This window comes from Nocardia sp. NPDC005998, from assembly GCF_040614395.1.
In the GTDB taxonomy this organism is placed as follows: Bacteria; Actinomycetota; Actinomycetes; order Mycobacteriales; family Mycobacteriaceae; genus Nocardia.
Genome location: NZ_JBEXUI010000034.1, coordinates 1 through 18,098, shown reverse-complemented (window position 1 = coordinate 18,098; position 18,098 = coordinate 1). Strand labels below are relative to the sequence as shown.

Here is an 18,098-nt window from a genome sequence, read left to right as displayed (position 1 = left end):
TACTCGACGAAGGCCTTCGGCGCGCTCTACTGTGAGGGCACTCGCCCTCACCTTAGGTGGCCAACGATGTCGATGTTCGAGAAGTTCGCCCGGCAGGCGAACAATGTGCTGATCAAACCGCGCCGCCTGCCCGCGCCCTGGGTGCCGTCGCTGGCCGATCGGGTCGCGGGACGCACTGTGCTCATTACCGGCGCGTCCAGTGGGATCGGCCGGGCGCTGGCCGATGCGTTCGCGGTCGTGGGTGCGACGACCCTGGTGGTGGCACGGCGCGCCGACGAACTCGAGGTGCCGGTGCGCGAGATCGGTGCGCGCGGTGGGGTGACGCACGCGATCGCGGGGGACCTGTCCACCGACAAGGGCATTGACACCGTCGCCGACCGGGTGTTCGCCGAATTCTGCGCACCGGAGACCCTGGTCGATAACGCGGGCCGCTCGATCTCGGCTGCGGCCAAAGGCATTCGACCCGATGATCCATCGCGTACCTCGGAGTGTGGCGGAAATCTCAACGGCACAGGCGTAGCTCGAGCCGACCGGCGCGGTACATCGATGCCAGCCGACGTGCGGGCGGACAGGGACAACGCGAGGATCGAATAATGAAGTTTGCCAACAAGTTCGGGACGCTGGCCACGACCGCGGCGCGACGGGCCGCCGATGAGACCTATTACGCCGCACTCACCGTGCGTGCCGGACTCGCGACGCCCGAACGTCCGGATCGGCTTGCCAGAATGGGCGCGGCGGTACTGCGCTCCGGACTGCTCGGCGGACTGACAACCGTTGCCGCCCTGCGCTATCGCGATCGCAGCGCCATTATCGACGAACTCGGCCGCATCAGCTTCCGCGAACTCGATGAGCGCAGTACCGCACTCGCGAATGCCTGGCGGGCGCGAGGTCTGCGCGACGGTGAAGGTGTGGCGATCCTGGCGCGCAACCATCGTGGCTTCCACTATTCGGTTTTCGCCGCGGCCAAGTGCGGCGCCCGAATCATCTTGCTCAACACCGACTTCGCGGGCCCGCAGTTGCGGGAGGTGGTGACCCGCGAGGGCGCCGATCTGCTGGTCTTCGACGATGAATATGCCAGCATGCTGGGCGATTTCACGCCCCGGCGCGGCCGCTACCGCGCCTGGGCCGATCGGCCCGGCGTGGACACCCTGGACAATCTGATCGCGGGCGCCGCGCGCACACCACCGCGTAAGCCGCGCACCGCCGCCCGCATCGTCCTGCTGACCAGCGGGACGACCGGAACCCCGAAGGGGGCGCCGCGCAGCAGTGAGCCGACCTCGCTGTCGCCGCTGGGCGCCATCCTCGGCAAGGTGCCGTTCCGGGCGCGCGAAGTCACCGAATGCCCGGCGCCGCTGTTCCATACGCTCGGTTTCGCGCACGCCATCCTTGCGGTCGGCTTCGGCTCGACGCTGGTCATCCGGCGCCGCTTCGATCCGCAGGCGGTGCTGGACAGCCTGGACCGGCATGGCGCAACCGCCATGATCGCGGTGCCGGTGATGCTGCAGCGGCTCGTCGATGCCGGACCGAAAGCCTTTGCCGGACGTGATCTCTCGCGGTTGCGGATCATCTTCGTCGCCGGATCCCAGCTCGGTGCCGAGCTGTGCGGCCGAGTGACCGAAGCCTTCGGACCGGTGGTCTACAACGTGTACGGATCCACCGAGGTGGCCTACGCGACCATTGCCACGCCCGCCGATCTGGCGGTGGAGCCCGGCTGTGTCGGCTCCCCGGTGCCGAGCACCACCGTGAAGATCTTCGATGACAATGACCGCGAGGTGGGTCCCGGTATTACCGGGCGGATCTTCGTCGGCAACAACTACCAGTTCGAGGGCTACACCGGTGGCGGTGACAAGCCCCGCATCGGGGGGTTGATGTCCACCGGTGATGTCGGCCACTTCGACAGTGCCGGTAGACTTTTCATCGACGGTCGCGATGACGATATGATCGTTTCCGGTGGTGAGAACGTCTTTCCGGGCGAGGTCGAGGAACTCCTCGCGGCCCATCCCGCGGTGGCGGAGGTCAGCGCGTTCGGTGTGCCCGATGACCGGTACGGTCAGCGACTGCGTGCGGTAGTCGTTGTGCGCGAGGGATATTCGCTCACCGAGGATGAGGTCCGCGAACACGTCAAGTCGCATCTGGCCCGGTTCAAGGTGCCGCGTGATGTGCTCTTCATCGATGAACTCCCGCGCAATCCCACCGGCAAGGTGCTCGAGCGCGTATTACGGGAGCTGTCGGCCTGAGCCAGCGGCATCACATGATGCCCAGCATCCGCCGCATCGTATGCCGCAACTGTGCCGGATCCGGCATCGCCGTGCGGAACCACCCGTTCGGCGGCACCACCACCAGTCCGCCGCGCCGATACTCGACACAGTCGACGATGGCGTCCGCGACCATCTGCGCATCGGGTGCGTAACCGGGTGCGATGGTGCTGACCAGTACACCCTGTCCGGCGAGTCCGCGGTGCAATGCGGTGCCGAGCCCGATCACCGCGTGCTTGGTCGCGCAGTACACCGCGGCGCCCAGTGCGGCCGTCACGCCGATGGCCGAACCGATATTGACGATGTGGCCGTGCCCCTGTTCGGCGAAACGCAGTCCGGCGAGCCGGGATCCGATGATCACCGCGCGCAGGTTGGTGTCGATCTGGCGGTCGGATTCCGGCCCGGACTCCGCGAGAAACGAGCCGGTCGGTTCGACATCGGCGGCATTCACCACCACATCGAGACCACCCAGTCTGCGTTCGGCGGTGGCCAGGAATTCGGCGAACCGCACGTCGTCGGTGACCTCCAGCGGTAGACCGACCGCGTCGGCACCATGAATCCGGTTGAACTGGGCGGTGATTGCACGCACTTTGCCCGCATCCGCGTCACCGATCGCCACATCGGCCCCCGCGGCGAGGAAGGCCAATGCGGCCTCCTTACCGATACCGTAGGTGCCGCCCGTAATCGCGACGCGCGTGCCGACAAGGGTCTTTCTCGGCATGTTGTTCTCGCCTACCTTGGTCTTCGCTCGACGATAGCCATGACGGTAGATTCGCGGCGGCGTAGTAGCCATGCGATATCGGGTCATGACATTGCGCAAACCGGTCAGCTCGAGTCGAACTCGATTGGTATATACGATGTTCGGCCAAAACCTTGCGAGTATCGGCCAGATGCGATCACGATGAATCGGTGGCCTCATGGGAGTGGCGGCGGTCGGTGGCACATGCGGCGATCCTTGCCGAGGTCGGCGATGACCACGATCTGACGCGCGGGGACATCTTGCGCGGTACCGCCATCGATCCGGTGGTGTTGAAGACGCCGGGTGCGGAGATCACTGCGGCACAAGAACTCCAACTCGTGCGCAATATCGTCACCTTGCTCGACGACCAACCGGGCGTGGGCTTCGAGGCGGGCATGCGCACGCGCGTCACCACCCACGGCGTGCTCGGGATGGCGGTCCTGAGCAGTCCGACCATGCGTTCGGCCATCGAGGTCGCGATGCGCTACTTCAGCATGCTGACCTCGTTGGCGCGTGCCTGGCACGTCTATCACGATGACGAGATCTGGCTCTATGGCGACGATCGTGATCTGCCGGGCGACGTACGCGCATTCCTCGCCGAGCGGGATGTGGCTGCGCTGCTGTACAACTGGTATCTGGTGTTCGGGGTGCCGCCGCCGGTAGTGCGGGCCGAGGTCGCCGGTGGGCTCCTACCTCGACTGCGGCCGATATTGGACCAATTCGAGATTCCCAGCACCGAATCCTCGCAGTTCCAGCTCGCGGTCTTCGACGCCACCGATATCGATCGGCCGATGCCCAACGCCAGCCCGCTCACCGCACTGCTCTTCGAGGAACAGTGCATCGACCTGCTGCAACGCCGAGGATTGAAACAGGGCCTTGCCGGATCGGTGCGCGAGGTGCTGCTGCATCAGATGAACGGCCGCATCACCCAGGAAGACGTGGCGGAGCAGCTGCACATGAGCCTGCGCACAATGCGGCGGCGCCTGGCCGACGAGGGCACCTCCTACCGTCGACTATGCGTGGAGACCTACGGAACGCTCGCCGAAGAACTGCTGACCACCGGCCTCACCGTCGAGGATGTCGCCTACCGCATGGGCTATTCCGGCGCACCCAGCTTCTCTAACGCATTCAAACAATGGCGCGGTATCTCACCCGGCCGCTTCGCCCGAGCCGCCGCCGACCGCCTCCGCCCGAGCGTCGTCCGATAGCCGCCTCGCGCCGACGGCGGTAATGATTCGCACCTTTTATCGGGATCCGCACTCGGTGCCGCACGCAAACTGATCGATGACGTGCTCGCGGCGCGAGTGCGGATCCCGACAAACGATGCGGGTGCGAGGGGTTGCTGCGGAAAGGGCGGCCGAGGGGCGTGGCGGATGCGACCATGGATAGGTAGCGCGGTGTCGGGAGGTGGTGGGTGTGGTCGTATTCGCGCAGGAGTATGCCGCCCTGCGGTGGTCGGTGGTTGTGGCGTTTCTGTTCGCGGCGGCGGTGGTGCTCGGCCGGTTGGCGGCACCGGCCCGTGAGATGCGTCGGATGGCGGGGGAGTGTGGTGACGCCGGGACGGTCGCCGTTCCGCTCGTTGGCGTCGGAAGAGCGACTGATTCTCTTCGGCCGCAGGCAAATTCGATGGGCGAGGGCGCGGCGGCATGTCACGAATCCGATGCCGCGCATCTGATCATGTGTCTGGTCATGCTCGCGATGCTGGTCTTTCCCACGGGCGCGAATCCGGTCGCGTTGCGCGGGGTGCTCGTCGCAATGGTCGTCGTCTTCGCGGCACTGCTGCTGGATCGAATTGTGCAGTGGCGCAGTGCGACTCGATTGATGCCCGCCGATCGGATGGTCGCGCTGGGCTACCATATCGTCGTCGCGCTCACGATGCTGTACACGATGTCCGGACACGGTCCGGGCAGCCATGTCGATGGTCCGAAGCCGATCCCCGCCCTCGCACTCGCCACGCTATTCGCGGCGGACGCGATCGCGCTGATCATCGCGGCGAGCACCGGACGTCCACAACGCTGGCTCGGCCACCCGATCGGCCCGTCAACCGGTCCGCTCCGCACCCGCGCCCTCTCATCCGCGATGATCCCCCACCTCGTAATGGACCTGGGCACCACCTACATGCTGATAGCCACCACCGCCACCTGACCCCGGCCTTGGACAGGCGATCGCCATGCGGGTAAACGTCGAGAGCGCACCTGCACCAACGCATTCTCGGTCACGCGGGCGGTGGTGGGGTGGACTAGAGGTGGATGATCGAGTCGGCGACGACTCGACCGCCGAGACGGACCCAGCCGTCGGAGTCCCATTCGGTGAAGAGCTGGGACCCTTTGCCCTGGGTGATGATCAGACTGCGGCGCAGTAGGGCGGTGAGGGCGACGGCGGCGGCGCCGGTGGCTTCGTCCTCGGCTATTCCCATTGATGGGGCGAACATTCGGGAGCGCAATGCGCCACGGTGTTCGTCGGTCCAGGTCCACAGGTAATGGTGGCCCTCGTCGAAGTCGTCGGGCCGCAGGTTCGTCAGTGCGTCGACGTCGTCGAGCTGGTGGAAGGTGAATTCCGGCGTCCATTCGCCGCGCGCCCTGATCCAGGTGAGGCCGTCGGTCAGCTCGACGGCGACCGGACCCGCTGCCAGCTGCAGGATCCGCACCGGGCGGCCCTGCTCGGCGAACCACCACGCGGTACCCACGGATGGGTGTCCAGCAAACGGCAGCTCTACCGCAGGGGTGTAGATCCGTACCTTGGCGATCTCGTCGACAGGATCCTCGACGACAACGGTCTCGCTGAAGCCCGCCTTCGCCGCCAGCGCCTGGTGGTCCACGTCGGCGACGTCGGCCGCACGGGCGATGCCGAGTTCGTTGCCGCCGTGCCCCGCCGGATCCGTGAACACCCGCACGACCTCGACCCGCGTACCGGTAGCCTCCGGTTCACCTTGTGTACCCATGAGCGCGAGCCTACCGGCAATTAACCAGTGATCCTATGACTCGTCGGCGGGTATGTGTCTGGGACAAATAAGCCACTAACGTGCCGAATTGTCCGCTATGCCCTGAATTCCCTTGGTCCTGGTCAGTCCCTTTGGTTTCTGCCGCACCGGCAGCCGCATCGTCATGTCCCAGGAGGCGGCGCAGCCAGCTGTTCAGCTTCCTGCTGAACCTGTTTTTCGGACTCACCTTCCTGTGCCATCAGTTGGAGCTCAACAAGATCGCCGACCGGTTGGGCTGGTCGATAAAGGCGACGCCGTCCCGCGGGGACGGAGCCGTTGCTGTCTCATGAGTTTGCGCTCCGGCCGACCTGTGGAAATGGTTGCGGGAGTTCGTATTCGGCCAGTACACCCGCCCATGCGGCGGTCAGGTCGGTGCCGAGATGACTCGGATGGGCAATTCCGATGTCGGCGTCTTCGGCGAGTTCGAGTGTGCCGCCGCTGACGTCGGCCAAGGTGTTGTCCGCAGTGACGCGGAAGGACTCGACCAGTCGATCGTCACGGTAGGTCGCCCAGATCAGTCGGCGAGTGAGGTTGATGCGCACCGGATGCGCGATGTACTGGTTGCGCAGTTCATCGAGGGTGAAGCGGCGATCGGTGACCATGGCGCGTTCGAGTCGCCGGATCTGCTCGGCGGCGCAATTCTGGATGTACTTGCGAATCGTGCGGTACGCCGCGCCCGACTCGGCGGCGAGCGCCTGGTCGTCGTGTTCATTCGCCTTGGGCAGGGATTTACGGCGGATGCCGTCGGCGCCGGTAATGGTGGGGCGCAGTTGTTCATCGAAGCCGAGGACGAATTGGCGTGGTCCGAAATCGAGCAAGGCCGTGCCGTCGGGACGCAGCCCCGGGTCGAGAACCATTCGGTCCGCGAGTTGATCCGCACTCAACCCCAACTCGTCGGCCAGGTCGTCGACTCGAATCCGTGCCGCCGCACGGACCGCGGCGTTGCGCCCCTGCTGGGTCACCGTGATCAGCGCGGACAACGCACAGTCCGAGCCGATTGCGGCGAGCGTATCGAGCACACTGTCCTTGGCTGCACTCCAGAGGATATGAGACAGCAGATCCGCGACCGTCTGGTCATTTCCGAAGGCGGCCAACGCCTCCCAGACCCAGGTGTCCTTCGACGGTGAGCCCGTCTTGGTCCACTGGTCGAAGATCGCACCGGCCGCGACGGCCAATGTCGCTGTGTCGCAGTACTCGCAGATACGCGCCAGCGCGGCGTGCGGAACTCCGGGGTCCGACAGCATCATGAGTACGACGAGGTTGGCGACCGCGTCGTGCGGCAGTGGGTATCCGGTGGTCAGCATGATCGGCGGCAGCTCAGGAATCGACAACCATTGCGGCAAGGGGGGAATCCGCGCGGGCACGATCTCGGCCGGATCGATATCGAGCAACTCGCGCACGGCAGCGGTCGCGCCGTAGGCCCTCGCGGCGGCGAGCACGGTATCGGTGTGGCCGAGCGCGGCGAGGGTGCGCAAGGCCGCGGCGTGTGTGCGTCTTGCCTTGCGCGCCTTGCCGATCGCACCCGGGATCAAGGCGGTAGCGGCGTAGTCCGGATGACGGCGCAGCCAGTCCAGGGCGATGCGGCGGCGTGAGCGCAACCGCAGCCAGTCGGCGATCAGTGCGGCGACGGTCGGACTTTCGAACGGAGCGATCGCCGGGGCGTGGTAGCGCGGCTGCGTCGTGGCCGCGTCGATGACCAGATCGTGAGCCGCGGCACCGTGGGCAGCCGTGAGTTCGAGCAGTGGCTCGGCGTGCCAGAGCAACGAGCTGATGCGGCTGGTGCACAGATACGGGTCCGCGCGCGCGAGCTCGACCTGGGCGAGTGCGGTCAGCTGCCATTCGCTGATCGTGGAGCCGCCGGGCGGGACGTGCTCCAGCCGCTGCCGCACTTCGTCGGTGGTCAGTGTCTCGACACGGCCGAGCCACTTCTCCCGCTCGCCCGCTTGCCACGAAACACGCACGTCGGCAGGCGCTTCGAGGTTGGCGAAGGTGTTCGGCTCTGGGCGCGGTCGCTGCCATGGCGGATCGCGCAGAATCGCCGGAACGAGCTCGGCGGGAGTGGCGGGAACCGACGGCGTCGGCAGACTCTCGATGATCAGCCGCCGAGCGGATTCGGGTAGTTCATCGCACACGGCGGTGGCGAGTTCGGGATGACGCCGGACGTGGTCGCGGAAGGTGTCGGTACTTTCCCTCCGGGTGGTCCGCGCGGCGAGCACGCGCATGGCCCGTGTGGGGAACCGTTCGGTGGAACCGAGCAGCGCCGCGGCGGTGGCATTGCGCCACGCGTGCTCGGCCAGGAAGTCCATCGCCGCATCGTCGGGAAGTCGGGCGAGGATGCGCGCCAGGGTTTCCGGTCCCGGGGCGGAGCCGTTGCCGCGGCCGGTCTCCCAGAGCCGGATGAGGACGCTGGTGGCGGCGGGGCCGAGATGTGCCGCGAGACTGTAGATCAGCGACTTGTTATCGCGCAGCAGATGCCAATGCCAGGTGATCATGCCGAGGATGCGATGGGCCAGTGCCGGATCGGTCACCGAGGCGAGCAGGAAGGTGGCACCGAAGCCCTCGCTGAGTTGTGGATCGGCGAGATCGGCTGTCACCCAATGCTGTTCGGTGGGAAACAGATAGGAGGTCAGCAGCCGGATCGATAGCGTCCCGCGCCGCAACCGCCGTGCCTCGTCGAGGGCGTCGGCATAGTCCATGTCCGCGGCCGCGGCCAGCAGGGTGCGTAGGCGGCGAACCAGCGTGGCGGGCGGATCACAGGGCTGCGCGGTGATCCGGTAGGCGTGTCCGTTCCACCTATCGGCCGACTGCGACTCCGCGCAGACGCCGGTGAGCGCGGCCACGGTAGAGACGGCGAACCGGAGGCCGTGGGTGGCGACGAGATAGTCGGCCAGATCCGCGTGGTTGTCGTAGTAGCGGCCGAGGGCATCGGCATCCAATAGCTTCGCGTCCATGCCGATCGCGGCGCACACGGCCGCACCGAGCGGATCGGAACCGGGACGGGACAGGTACTGCGCGCCCCGCTGGGCGAGCACCCGGTGCGAGCCGGAATGGCCGAGAATCGCACGGATCCGCTCCGCGGATTGCGCCAGTTTGTCGGAGATCGACTGTGCCGCAGCTACATTCACGGCGATCCTGGCCACGGGGCAGCGCCCGCGAAATGGATCGGTTTTCGACCACCAGGCGCTGGGTACCACCCAGATGTCCTCATCGGTCGGTGGCGTGCGGACAGCCATCGGCCCGTCTCCCTTGTTCACGAGGTGCGTATCGCGGACAGGTTAACGAGCCGCTCCGACATGTACCGGTCGACACGGAAACGGCAACGGCTCCGCCCTTTCGGGCGGAGCCGTTGCTCGGCGTATCGAGATATCAGACCGTGACGGCCGCCAGCGCCTCGGTGGACTGCACGGCCTGGCCGACACCGGCCACGATCGCGGCCGCGCGCAGTGATTCGAAGATCACCTCGCGCGAGACGCCCGCCTCGCGCAACGTCTTCTCGTGGGCTTCCAGGCAGTGGGCGCAGCCGTTGATCGAGGAGACCGCGAACGACCACAGCTCGAAATCGGCCTTGTCCACACCCGGGTTGCCGATGATGTTCATCCGCAGACCGGCACGCAGATCGTCGTAGCGGCCCTCGAGAAACGCCTTGCCCCGGTAGAACACATTGTTCATGCCCATGATCGAGGCGGCGCCGAGGGCGGCGTTGTACGCCTCCGCCGACAGGTTGTCCGCGGCCTCCTCGGCGATCTCACGCAGCGTCGTCGCCGACCGGGTCGCGGCCGCCGACGCCAGCAGGGTGCCCCACAGCTGCTGTTCGTTCAGCACCGTGGTGCGTGCGATGGACGACAGATTGAGCTTGAGGTCCTTTGCGTACTCGGGAAGGGAGTTCTTCAGGGTCTCAATGCTCATTCGGCGAATCCTCTTCTCATTCGGGGGTTTTCAGGTGTATCGGATAATGCTCAGACGCTCGCGGCGAGCAGTTCGCCCGCGTTGATGGTCGGATCGCCCTTCTTCCAGTTGCAGGCGCACAGCTCGTCGGACTGCAATGCGTCGAGCACCCGCAGCACCTCGTCGACATTGCGGCCGACCGAACCCGCGGTCACCGAGACGAACTGGATCTCGTTGTTCGGGTCGATGATGAAGGTGGCGCGGTCGGCGACGCCGTCGGCATTGAGAACGCCGGTGGCGGAGGCCAATTCACGCTTGAGGTCGCTCAGCATCGGGAAGGGCAGGGTCTTGAGATCCTCGTGCTGGGCGCGCCACTGGAAGTGCACGAACTCGTTGTCGACCGAGGCGCCGAGCACCTGCGCGTCGCGGTCCTCGAACTCCTCGTTGAGCTTGCCGAAGGCGGCGATCTCGGTCGGGCACACGAAGGTGAAGTCCTTGGGCCAGAAGAAGACGATGCGCCACTTACCGGCGTGGTCGTCGGAGGTGATCTGGGTGAAGTAGTCGTCAGGCTGCTGAGCGTCGACCTTCGACAGGTCACCGCCGATCACCGCGGTGAGGTTGTATGCCGGGAACTGGTCGCCGATGGTCAGCAAAGCCATGCTTGTCTCCTCGTCAGTCGGGTTGCTAGAGCGAGTGGATCGAAAAGCTCACGGGTGATCTTGCCCAAAGGCCAGTGAAAGGTAAACGTGATCAGTCGCACTACACTGATAGGCGTGACTGATCAGACTTATCAGCCGACCCTGTCGCAGCTGCGTGCGTTCGTAGCGATTGCGGAGTATCGCCATTTCGGCACCGCGGCAGCCAGGCTCAATGTGAGCCAGCCCACGTTATCGCAGGCACTGGCCGCATTGGAACACGGGCTCGGGCTGCAGCTGATCGAGCGCAGCACCCGTCGGGTGTTGGTCACCGCCGCGGGTATGCGGCTGCTGCCACAGGCGACGGCCACCCTCGAGGCGGCCGATCGATTCGTCGCCTCGGCGACCGGTGACAGTCTGGGCGGCACCCTGCGAATCGGCATCATCCCCACGGTTGCTCCCTATGTGCTGCCGAGTCTGCTGCCCGAGTTGCGCAAGGTGTTGCCCGCCCTCCTTCCTCAGGTGATCGAGGACCAAACCGCCCGGCTGCTGGAGAGTCTGCGCACCGGGGTGCTGGATGTGGCGCTGCTCGCGCTGCCGACCGAGGCGCCCGGCCTGGTCGAGATCCCGTTGTACACAGAAGAGTTCGTGCTGGTTACGCCGCGCGGCCACGAGCTGGCCGGTCGCACCGATGTCGCCGCGGCCACCCTCGATGCGCTGCCGCTGCTACTCCTCGACGAGGGGCACTGCCTGCGCGATCAGACCCTGGAATTCTGCCGCTCCGCTGACGCGCATCCGGCCGCGGTCGGCGATACCCGGGCCGCCTCGCTGGCGACGGTAGTCCAATGCGTCGCGGGCGGCCTCGGCGTAACGCTGATCCCGGAGATGGCGGTCGAGGCCGAAACCGCGCGCGGCACATTGGAAACCGCGCACTTCGCTGCTCCCGCACCGGGGCGCACGCTGGGGCTGGCGTTTCGTGCGTCGACGGCGCGCGCCGATGATTACGCGCGACTCGCGGAGATCATCCGATCGCAGCGGCCCGGGGCGAACTGAATTGGTTTCTGTCTCCGGGGGCAATCGCGCACCGTGAGTCTCGGCCGTCCGAAAGGTCGGGTACGCCCACGAGTCGGCCGATGACCGCCGCGGCTCGAAGGGGCGGCGTCGCCCGGCGCAACTCGAGCCGCGCTGCACACTGGGATCAGGGTGTGGAGTCGCCGAGTAGTTCGCTCGCCGTCCGGTGGATTTTGCGTAGGGCGCTCATCAGGTGGCGGCGTTCGGCGGGGGTGAGATCTGCGGTCACCTTGTCCTCCAGGGATTGTCGCTGCGCCTCGATCGGCTGCTGGAGAGCGCGGCCCTTATCGGTGAGCCAGAGGCGGACCAGGCGGTTGTCGTGTTCGTCGCGGCGGCGCTCGAGCAGGTCCGCCGTGCTCATCCGGGTGGCCATCTTGACCACGGTCGGGGTGGTGACGTTCAGCGCCGCGGCGACCTCGCCCGGCGTGCGGCCGTCGCGCTCCCACAGCAGGGCCAAGACATGATTCTGGCCCAGATGTAGTCCATGCGTACGCATCTCGCGATCGGCGAGGGCGCGCAGCACCTTCGAACTGCGGCCATGCAGGTCGAGGAATTCGGGCACGGTCGGCCTCCTTGTTGTGGTCGCCAGGCATTGACGCTTGATCGTTAGCCGTCTAACGTTTCGTTCGTTAGACGGCTAACGATATGGAGATCTGATGATAGTTGTTACCGGTGGCACCGGAAATATCGGCCGTGAGCTCATCGGCGAACTCGATGCCAGGGGTGCGGAATTCCGTGTGCTCGTTCGCGATCCGGCTCGCATCGCGGATCCCGGCCGGAGCGAGCTGATCGTCGGCGACCTGGACGAACCAGCCACCCTGGCGGCGGCCCTCGGCGGTGCCGACAAGCTGTTCCTCCTGGTGCCGGGCATCGGCTCGGAGCATACGGTGAGTGCGGTGAGCGCGGCGCGAGCCGCCGGGATCCGGCATATCGTGCAACTGTCGTCTTTCAATGCGATGGGCGACCCCGTACCGGCCATGGGGCGTTGGCATCGCGACCGCGAGCGGATCGTCGCCGAATCCGGCATTCCGGTGACCGTGCTGCGTCCCGGTGGTTTCATGACGAACGCGCTGGCATGGGCGCCGACGATTCGCTCCGGCGGTGCGGTGCTCGATCCCACCGGACCGGGCCGCTACGCCCCGATCGATCCCGCCGACATCGCCGCGGTGGCAGCCGAACTACTCACCAACGACGGCCATCAAGGCATGACCTATACCCTCACCGGCGCGCAAACCTACACTGTCGCAGAGCAAGTCGCGACCATCGCCAGAACGATCGGCCGCACCATCGAGGTCCACGAGGCGGCCACACCGCAGGAAGCCCTGCACTCCCGCTACCCCAACGGCGCACCACCCGCCCTGGCCGCCGCAATTATCGAGGGATTCGAATTGATGCGCGCCGACACAGTGGGGTTCCGCACCGACACCGTCCGCCAGCTGCTCGGAAGGGACCCGCGCACATTCGAACAATGGTGCACCCGCAACATCGACGCCTTCCGTACCGCGTGAACCTGGTCTGAGCGTTGCCGATACAAGCCCCTTCGACAAGCGATCACCATGCGCCTACGCGGGCGTAAGTCGAGGGTTTACCTCCCGACCGCCCCCGTACCTCGATTGTTGTTGTGGCGCAATGAAGTCGACCGATCGGAGTCTCTCGATCGTGGGGAACGTGAACGGGATCGCTCGCATGTCGGTCGGCCGGTCGGATGGACCGAAGAGCCCGTCGAAGCCGATCGTCATCGCGCGCATCCGTCCCCAGCGATCTGCCTGGATGGCTGCCCATCGGGTCGTGACCGGATCGCCGAAACAACGGAAAGCATTGGCGGCGTTAACAAGCCGAACCAGGAACGAATCCGGTCGCGACTCTGTCGTTGACATCTGCCTCACTGCGAATTACTTTTGTCGTCAAAGTTAATTAGCTTTGCAATTAAAGACATTTTCGTCGCTACTCAGCTGCCCCTTCCGGCACGGCAGGGGCCGTTCGCTCACTGTAGGAGGACATCATGTCGTACCCGGGACCCGACGCCGCCGAGGTCATGCAATGGATTCGCGACACGGCCCATCCGCTCGACGTGGTCGAGGCCGACGGGCCACTTGCCGATCTCGAGGTGCTGGCGGATCGGGCCGCCGGTGACGTCACCATCGCCGGTATCGGCATGACCACCCGCGCCGGGCACGAACTGTCTGCAACCGCGCATCGAATACTGCGGATGCTGGTGGAGCAAAAGGGGTTTCGGGCGCTGGCGCTGCTCGACGACGTTGCCGTCATCGCGGCCATCGACGAATACGCGCGCACGGGTGTCGGTGACCCGCGTAAATTGCTCGACGACGTCTGGGTCCCGTGGCGCAACTCCGAGACACTTGCGGTGCTGGAATGGGCGCGCGCCTTCAATCGTGCGCACCCGGACGATCCACTGCGGCTGTTCGGCCTGACGCCGGAGGCCGCGAAGCCTGCACACTATGGGCAAGTGACGGCGTTCGTCAGAACTGTTGCGCCGGAACGGCTCGGCGAGCTGAGCTCGCATTACGACCCGATTGTCACCGCCCACCGGTTGGGTGAACACATACAGCGCGCCAACGGCACCCACCCCGGGCGCCCGTTCGTCGACTACGCCCGAGATGCGCTGACACTGGTCGAGTCGTTGCCCGGTGCCGCCGATATGCCCGCCGTGCTGGACGCAGCCCGTCTCATCGTGCGATACCACGAGTTCAGCACCGCCTCTGGGCGCCGTGACTTCGCCGCCGAAACTGCGGACGCGGCCGATCGCATCGCCGACTGGCACGACCGCACTGGGGATCGCATCGTGTACTGGGAAGGGGTGTCGAATACAGCGGTCGCAGATCGGCTCACCCTGGCCGCGATGTCGCAGGAGTTCCCGACCACAGGATCTCTGCTCCGGAAACGGTTCGGCACCGGCTACCTGTCGGTGGCGATCACCTTCCATCACGGCCAGGTCCGCGCCGACACGGTCATCCCCGCGCCGGCGAAAGATTTCGCCGACACCATGCTCGACCTGCCCGAACGCGAGAATTATTGGCTCGATTTGCGGAATCCGCCCGCCGACGCGGTACAACGATGGCTGCACGAGCCCGCGAAACTCCGTCTCGTCATCGGAACCTACGACCCGGATCGCGATGCCGACCACTACATCGGTGGTGCCGGCTTGGGTGAATGGTTCGACATCCTGCTCCGGATCCGCTCCATCACCCCGACGCGCTCACTGCTCGGTTCGCCATGACTGTCTGCGCGACATCCGCACATCGGCATTCTGCGGATGTCCTGTGCCGCAGCGGTCTCGGGCCGGCCGATCGTCGGCGGGTCAGCTGGCGCGTTGATGGCCGATCGTGGTGTCAGTGCGGGTGTCAGGTGTGTGTCAGGTCGTTGTCAGTCGGCCCGGCGACAGTGTGTCCATCGAACAATACGACCGGCACCGACACGGTTCCGGTCGGTGCCGCAACCGATTTCGAGGAGTACACGAGATGTCTGTCACCATCACCCTGGCCGACCAGGACAAGAGCACCCTGCGCACCGCCGCCTACGGTGCGGTGTCGTTGATGGCCGCCGCCGGTGCGTCGCACAAGGGCATTACGCACGGTTCCATCGTCTTGACCTCGGCGACCGGACTGGTCGGGCATGTGCTCGCCGCCAAGTCCAAAGACATCCACTTGGCGGGCAAGTCGGTCGCTGAACTCGCTGATCAGGTGTTGCCGAGCCTGACCGCGGCGATGAGCCTGCTCGGCGAGCAGTATCCGGGCGAGGCCGACAACTTCCGCGACACCGTCCTGGTCGCTGTCGAAGCGGCCGCGCAGTCCCGCAAGGGTGAGCCCGGCCCGGCCGTGGCGGCGATGGCCCGCAAGATCACTGCGGCCCTCGACGCGGCCTGACGGGTGCGTGGTCGGCGCAGCTGGTGGCGGGGTCCTGTCCGGACCCCGCGACCCGGCCACCGACCGTCGAACTCCGGGGTCCGGCCCCGTTTGGGAAACGCGCGCCCAGCGGATCGAGGCACACCTGAGCATCGTGTTCGCCCCCCTTGCCGCAAGCCACTGGATCGAGCATCGAACCGGTTGGAGCATAAGGAAATTCGTCCACGCCACTCGCTGCTACAAACACTGTGCGACCCTGCACTCAGAAGCGGGATCTCTCGGGGCTGGGCAGGCTTCAATCTGCGCGCGAGAACACCGCCACTAGAAAGTCGGACTCGTCGGTAAATGGACGTAGATCCCACGTCGATAGCCGCAAATCCACCGTGAGTCCGGCATCCTCGGCGTCTGCCAGGAACTGCGGGAACTCGTAACCACGATCGGCGCCGAACCCAACAACCACCCGACCGGCTGGGGCGAGATGGCGGGCGAACCCGGTCAGCACCGCCTTCCGGGTGGACGGTGCCAGAAATGTCATCACGTTCCCCGCGCACACGATGACGTCGAAGTCGCCGGCGATCCCACGGCCCGGCAAGTCCAGTTCGGCGAGATCACCGACCATCCAGGTCGGACCGGGATAGTCCTGCTCCGCCGCAGCGATCAACACCGGGTCGACGTCGACGCCGACCACGACGTGGCCAGCTCGGTGCAGATAGCCACCCACACGGCCCGGACCGCACCCCGCGTCCAGAACTCGGCCACTGCGGTCGAGCATCGCGTCGACCAGCCGGGCTTCCCCGACAATATCTGTGCCTTCGGCCGCCATTGCCCGGAACCGCTCCACGTACCACGTCGAATGCGTAGGGTCGGCAGCAGTGCGCTCTTCCCACTGGCTGGGGGTACGTTCGCTCATGGTCTGTTCCTCTTCGCTCGGGCCCGCCTCTGGTTCACTGTGCCACTGCCGTGCCGATAGTGAACGCGCGGCCTGATGGTGCCCGCCACCGATGCCGCCCGCCCGTCGACACCGGACTGGAGGCGGATAGCGACGCCCGTATTCGCACAAGTAGATAGACCACCCGGATTCTCAAATTCGAAAGTTTCCGTCCTTGTTCGGCCCTCGGGCCGGTGAGCTTTGAGCTGCTTCAACCAGATCGTCTAGGTCCTCACTGGTAGTTCGGACAGGCCAGGTCCCCTTCGTGGGGTCGTAATTGGCTGCACCCTCAACGCGCTTGCCAAGGATGTACTTCTCGTCCGTCAGTGATGCCTGGCGCGGGGGCGATGGCGCGAAGTTTTCGAGTCAGTTGCCGGAATATCGATCCAACACTGCGATGATTCTCTCGAAATCACGTACCGAACGCCGACAGAGCTCTTGGCCGAGGTTCGGGGAAACGCCAGACAATAAGCGGTGGAGCAGGAGTGCCGTCTTCATCGATGCCGCCCGCATGGCGATACCACTCCAGGTCTCCGTACCGCTCGAGTCGAGTAATAAAGTCGCCAGAATTCATTACCCAACTTCCTTGATCGTAGCGCCTGGGTTATCTCCCATAACGCCATTGCTCGATGGGGATGGGGTTTGGACTATGTCTTGGATCGTAGACATATTTTCCGTCGGTGTATACAGTATCAGTGCTGGAGTACTACCGGTCGGTGATGAGCCCCAGGTCAATCATTGATATCATCTGAGTCGTAGTTTATTTCGAGGTCGGCTGGCCGAGATGGCCACGGAGGTGCCTGAATTCTGGCTCCTGACCATTTGTCTACGGTCACAACCGGATAATGTGACTGATTTGCGATACCTGATCGGTTCCAAATGAGAGTATCGCCCCAGAGAACCTCGGCTCGTATCTCGGGGTGCCGGTCGGACACAAACATGTTCCACCCATTTCGGAAGCCGATTCGCAAGCTGCCGGACTTGAAGAATACTGGCGATACGATTGGCGCTGTAAGCGTCCGTTCGATTTCGGATTTCGGCCAGTAGGTGATCGCGTGACGGTTGGGATCGTCTTCGGCAAGTGATCGTGGTGACAGTTCGGTAGAGTATCCGGCAGCTATCCTGAATCCGGAATCGAGGTGGAATTCGAACCTATCGGGCCGCCATACTATATTGACAATGCGGCTTCCGCGTAAAGGTTGTATTATCCACCTGTCGTCGTACTCTTTAATCTCCGAGTTCACATCTACCCTTTGTCATCTGTCTAGCTCGTCGCGGATATTTCCAATACTATCGTCTGACGCGGTGCCGTCCGGCTTCTTCACATATACCTCACCGGATTCCAGATCGACCACAACATCTGGATTCTTGTTCGCGCCATCCCCGCGCCATGCCCCGTAAGCCTTGATTCTGTGGATGGCTTCTTTGACATCTTTCGCTGGCACACCGTAGTAACTGGCGATCTTGTTGATCTTCGTTGTTTGTGAGGCCGTGGTAAACGCGCCGCTAGGGCTGTTTGGGTTGATGTCATCCGAATCGGCATCATCGATGAGTACCTTCATGGCGATGATGGCGCCGAGTTTGATGGCGATATCGGTGAGGCTGGGGACCTTGTCGAACGCTGTGACGGTGAAGGCTGCGGCACCCGCCACTGCGGAGGCCGTGCCGATTATTTTGATGAGTTTGCTGGTGTCGTAGGTGCTTTTGAGCACTCTGGCGGTGTTGCCGGCGATCGCTACGAC

15 protein-coding genes and 1 pseudogene are annotated in these 18,098 nt (G+C 65.0%); 8 read left to right on the top strand and 8 right to left on the bottom strand.

Features of this window, described 5'->3' with window-relative positions; all coding sequences use genetic code 11:
• Nucleotides 1-105: 105 nt before the first annotated feature.
• Entirely contained in the window at nucleotides 106-594 is a 489-nt protein-coding gene (locus ABZ293_RS32235) for an SDR family NAD(P)-dependent oxidoreductase (protein WP_355186962.1), read from the top strand.
• Complete coding sequence (locus tag ABZ293_RS32230; RefSeq protein ID WP_355186845.1) at nucleotides 594-2,237, top strand: acyl-CoA synthetase; 1,644 nt, start codon at nucleotides 594-596, stop codon at nucleotides 2,235-2,237. The genes ABZ293_RS32235 and ABZ293_RS32230 overlap by 1 nt, the downstream gene beginning before the upstream one ends.
• 10 nt (nucleotides 2,238-2,247) lie before the next feature.
• On the opposite strand, the gene ABZ293_RS32225 is transcribed toward ABZ293_RS32230, so the two are convergent.
• A complete protein-coding gene (locus ABZ293_RS32225; RefSeq protein ID WP_355186843.1) occupies nucleotides 2,248-2,976 on the bottom strand; it encodes an SDR family NAD(P)-dependent oxidoreductase in 729 nt (242 codons plus the stop codon).
• A 188-nt stretch (nucleotides 2,977-3,164) separates the two neighbouring features.
• Between ABZ293_RS32225 and ABZ293_RS32220 the strand changes: the two genes are divergently transcribed.
• Both ABZ293_RS32220 and ABZ293_RS32215 read left to right on the top strand, forming a co-directional pair.
• Nucleotides 3,165-4,202: an AraC family transcriptional regulator ligand-binding domain-containing protein gene (locus ABZ293_RS32220; protein WP_355186841.1), complete on the top strand. Its 1,038-nt coding sequence runs from the start codon at nucleotides 3,165-3,167 to the stop codon at nucleotides 4,200-4,202.
• 208 nt (nucleotides 4,203-4,410) lie between these two features.
• Complete coding sequence (locus tag ABZ293_RS32215; protein WP_355186839.1) at nucleotides 4,411-5,139, top strand: DUF5134 domain-containing protein; 729 nt, start codon at nucleotides 4,411-4,413, stop codon at nucleotides 5,137-5,139.
• 94 nt (nucleotides 5,140-5,233) lie between these two features.
• Here the strand turns inward: ABZ293_RS32215 and ABZ293_RS32210 are convergent, their stop codons facing one another.
• The 4 genes from ABZ293_RS32210 to ABZ293_RS32195 form a co-directional block, all read right to left on the bottom strand.
• Nucleotides 5,234-5,935 carry a PhzF family phenazine biosynthesis protein gene (locus tag ABZ293_RS32210; protein ID WP_355186837.1) on the bottom strand — a complete coding sequence of 234 codons (702 nt, stop codon included), beginning with the start codon at nucleotides 5,933-5,935 and terminating at the stop codon, nucleotides 5,234-5,236.
• A 323-nt stretch (nucleotides 5,936-6,258) separates the two neighbouring features.
• Entirely contained in the window at nucleotides 6,259-9,207 is a 2,949-nt protein-coding gene (locus ABZ293_RS32205; protein WP_355186836.1) for a DUF4132 domain-containing protein, read from the bottom strand.
• 133 nt (nucleotides 9,208-9,340) lie between these two features.
• Entirely contained in the window at nucleotides 9,341-9,880 is a 540-nt protein-coding gene (locus ABZ293_RS32200) for a carboxymuconolactone decarboxylase family protein (protein ID WP_355186834.1), read from the bottom strand.
• Between the two features lie 50 nt (nucleotides 9,881-9,930).
• The gene (locus tag ABZ293_RS32195; protein WP_354952218.1) at nucleotides 9,931-10,518 is read right to left on the bottom strand and encodes a peroxiredoxin; all 588 of its coding nucleotides are present in this window, start codon (nucleotides 10,516-10,518) and stop codon (nucleotides 9,931-9,933) included.
• Between the two features lie 114 nt (nucleotides 10,519-10,632).
• Here ABZ293_RS32195 and ABZ293_RS32190 point away from each other — a divergent pair, with 114 nt between their 5' ends.
• Nucleotides 10,633-11,547, top strand: coding sequence for a hydrogen peroxide-inducible genes activator (locus ABZ293_RS32190; RefSeq protein WP_355186832.1), 915 nt, complete (start codon nucleotides 10,633-10,635; stop codon nucleotides 11,545-11,547).
• 145 nt (nucleotides 11,548-11,692) lie between these two features.
• On the opposite strand, the gene ABZ293_RS32185 is transcribed toward ABZ293_RS32190, so the two are convergent.
• Nucleotides 11,693-12,127, bottom strand: a complete 435-nt coding sequence (locus tag ABZ293_RS32185; RefSeq protein WP_355186830.1) for a MarR family transcriptional regulator — start codon at nucleotides 12,125-12,127, stop codon at nucleotides 11,693-11,695.
• A gap of 94 nt (nucleotides 12,128-12,221) precedes the next feature.
• Between ABZ293_RS32185 and ABZ293_RS32180 the strand changes: the two genes are divergently transcribed.
• From ABZ293_RS32180 to ABZ293_RS32170, 3 genes are all read left to right on the top strand, one after another.
• Nucleotides 12,222-13,073, top strand: a complete 852-nt coding sequence (locus ABZ293_RS32180) for an NAD(P)H-binding protein (protein WP_355186828.1) — start codon at nucleotides 12,222-12,224, stop codon at nucleotides 13,071-13,073.
• A gap of 494 nt (nucleotides 13,074-13,567) precedes the next feature.
• Nucleotides 13,568-14,803, top strand: a complete 1,236-nt coding sequence (locus ABZ293_RS32175) for an erythromycin esterase family protein (protein ID WP_355186826.1) — start codon at nucleotides 13,568-13,570, stop codon at nucleotides 14,801-14,803.
• 241 nt (nucleotides 14,804-15,044) lie between these two features.
• Nucleotides 15,045-15,449 (top strand): hypothetical protein, encoded by a 405-nt coding sequence (locus ABZ293_RS32170; RefSeq protein ID WP_355186824.1) that lies wholly within the window; start codon nucleotides 15,045-15,047, stop codon nucleotides 15,447-15,449.
• A gap of 274 nt (nucleotides 15,450-15,723) precedes the next feature.
• Here ABZ293_RS32170 and ABZ293_RS32165 read toward each other — a convergent pair whose 3' ends face one another.
• The gene (locus ABZ293_RS32165; RefSeq protein WP_355186822.1) at nucleotides 15,724-16,338 is read right to left on the bottom strand and encodes a class I SAM-dependent methyltransferase; all 615 of its coding nucleotides are present in this window, start codon (nucleotides 16,336-16,338) and stop codon (nucleotides 15,724-15,726) included.
• Nucleotides 16,339-17,612: 1,274 nt separating this feature from the next.
• Nucleotides 17,613-18,098, bottom strand: a pseudogene (locus tag ABZ293_RS32160) (hypothetical protein); the annotation flags it as partial.

Coding starts and splice junctions, on each gene's coding strand:
- ABZ293_RS32230 (WP_355186845.1), top strand. CDS start 594: ATGAAGTTTGCCAACAAGTTCGGGACGCTGGCCACGACCGCGGCGCGA.
- ABZ293_RS32225 (WP_355186843.1), bottom strand. CDS start 2,976: ATGCCGAGAAAGACCCTTGTCGGCACGCGCGTCGCGATTACGGGCGGC.
- ABZ293_RS32175 (WP_355186826.1), top strand. CDS start 13,568: ATGTCGTACCCGGGACCCGACGCCGCCGAGGTCATGCAATGGATTCGC.
- ABZ293_RS32180 (WP_355186828.1), top strand. CDS start 12,222: ATGATAGTTGTTACCGGTGGCACCGGAAATATCGGCCGTGAGCTCATC.
- ABZ293_RS32210 (WP_355186837.1), bottom strand. CDS start 5,935: ATGGGTACACAAGGTGAACCGGAGGCTACCGGTACGCGGGTCGAGGTC.
- ABZ293_RS32200 (WP_355186834.1), bottom strand. CDS start 9,880: ATGAGCATTGAGACCCTGAAGAACTCCCTTCCCGAGTACGCAAAGGAC.
- ABZ293_RS32170 (WP_355186824.1), top strand. CDS start 15,045: ATGTCTGTCACCATCACCCTGGCCGACCAGGACAAGAGCACCCTGCGC.
- ABZ293_RS32195 (WP_354952218.1), bottom strand. CDS start 10,518: ATGGCTTTGCTGACCATCGGCGACCAGTTCCCGGCATACAACCTCACC.
- ABZ293_RS32165 (WP_355186822.1), bottom strand. CDS start 16,338: ATGAGCGAACGTACCCCCAGCCAGTGGGAAGAGCGCACTGCTGCCGAC.
- ABZ293_RS32205 (WP_355186836.1), bottom strand. CDS start 9,207: ATGGCTGTCCGCACGCCACCGACCGATGAGGACATCTGGGTGGTACCC.